The sequence below is a fragment of the Hydrogenophaga sp. genome, from assembly GCF_031426985.1.
In the GTDB taxonomy this organism is placed as follows: Bacteria; Pseudomonadota; Gammaproteobacteria; order Burkholderiales; family Burkholderiaceae_C; genus Hydrogenophaga.
The window spans coordinates 1-1496 of the sequence record NZ_JASJOY010000046.1; the positions used below are offsets into that span (position 1 = coordinate 1).

Below are 1496 nucleotides of genomic sequence, written 5' to 3' on the forward strand. Positions count from 1 at the left end.
AGAGGCAGAGAAAGTCGGGGCGGATGCCCGCCTGCTCGTGCGCGAACAGGGTGCCCGTGCGGCCGAAGCCGACCGCGATTTCGTCGAGCACCAGGTGCACCTGGTGCTGGTCGCAGAGTTCGCGCGCGCGCCGCAGGTACAGCGGGTGATGCATGGCCATGCCGGCGGCGCACTGGATCAACGGCTCGATGATCACGGCGGCCGTCTCGTGAGCGTGTTCGGCCAGCCACTCGCCCAGGGCGGCGGCGGCCCGCTCGGCCACGTCGGCCGGGGTCTCGCCGGGCGCGGCCTGCCGGGCGTCAGGGCTGGGCACGGTGGCGGCCAGACGCACCAGCGGGGCGTAGGCTTCGCGGAACAGCGCAATGTCGGTCACCGCCAGCGCGCCCACGGTCTCGCCGTGGTAGCCACCGGCCACGCCGACGAACCGGCTCTTCTCGGCCCGGCCCGCGTTGCGCCAGTGGTGGGCGCTCATCTTCAGCGCGATCTCGGTGGCGCTGGCGCCGTCGCTGCCGTAGAAGGCGTGGCCCAGGCCGGTGAGCGCGGCCAGGCGCTCGGAGAGTTCAACCACCGGCCCGTGGGTGAAGCCGGCCAGCATCACATGGTCCAGCGTGTTGAGCTGGTCCACCAGCGCGGCGCGGATCGCGGGGTGGTTGTGGCCGAACAGGTTGACCCACCAGGAGCTGATCGCGTCGAGGTAACGGCGGCCTTCGTGGTCGTGCAGCCACACGCCCGCGGCCCGCGCCACCGGGATCAGCGGCAACCCCGCACCGTCGGGCGCGTGCAGCTTCATCTGCGTGCACGGGTGCCACACAGCGGCCAGGCTGCGCTGGCGCCAGGCGGCGTTGGCCGACACAGGCAGCGTCAAAGCTCTGCGCCCAGCGGCAGGATGACCGGATCGCCGGCCTGCGGACCGGCGGGCTCGCTGCGGGTCTCGACGATGCGGTTGGCGGCGTCGGGGAACACCAGCTTGGGCACGGCTTCGTCGAGCTTGTCTTCATGGACCATGCCGAAGGCCGCGATGATCACCAGGTCGCCCACGCTGGCGCGCCGGGCGGCCGAGCCGTTGAGCGAAATGATGCCGCTGCCGCGCGGCGACTTGATGGCGTAGGTGATGAAACGTTCGCCGTTGTTGACGTTCCAGATGTGCACCTGTTCGTTGGGGCGGATGTTGCTCGCCTCCAGCAGGTCTTCGTCGATGCCGCAGGAGCCTTCGTAGTGCAGCTCGCAGTGGGTGACGGTGGCGCGGTGGATTTTGGATTTCAGCAGAGTACGGAACATGGGGAATCTCCTCAGGCGTTGAACGTGTGGCGCGTTTTCAGGCCCACGCGCTGAAGCAGTGCACGGTCGGCCTCGACATCGGGGTTGCCGGTCACCAGCAGCTTGTCGCCGTAGAAGATGGAGTTCGCGCCCGCCAGGAAGCACAGCACCTGGGTCGATTCGTCCATCTGCCGGCGCCCGGCCGACAGGCGCACCTTGGCCGTGGGCATGGTGATGCG

Annotated in this window: 2 protein-coding genes and 1 pseudogene; all 3 read right to left on the minus strand. The window is 69.7% G+C overall.

Features of this window, described 5'->3' with window-relative positions:
* Positions 1–790 (minus strand): aminotransferase class III-fold pyridoxal phosphate-dependent enzyme (locus tag RMP09_RS06465; protein WP_310565188.1); only part of this gene is annotated, 790 nt, incomplete at its 3' end.
* Between the two features lie 71 nt (positions 791–861).
* Positions 862–1278: an aspartate 1-decarboxylase gene (gene panD / locus RMP09_RS06470; RefSeq protein WP_291100280.1), complete on the minus strand. Its 417-nt coding sequence runs from the start codon at positions 1276–1278 to the stop codon at positions 862–864.
* An 11-nt stretch (positions 1279–1289) separates the two neighbouring features.
* Positions 1290–1496, minus strand: a pseudogene (locus RMP09_RS06475) (biotin synthase BioB); the annotation flags it as partial.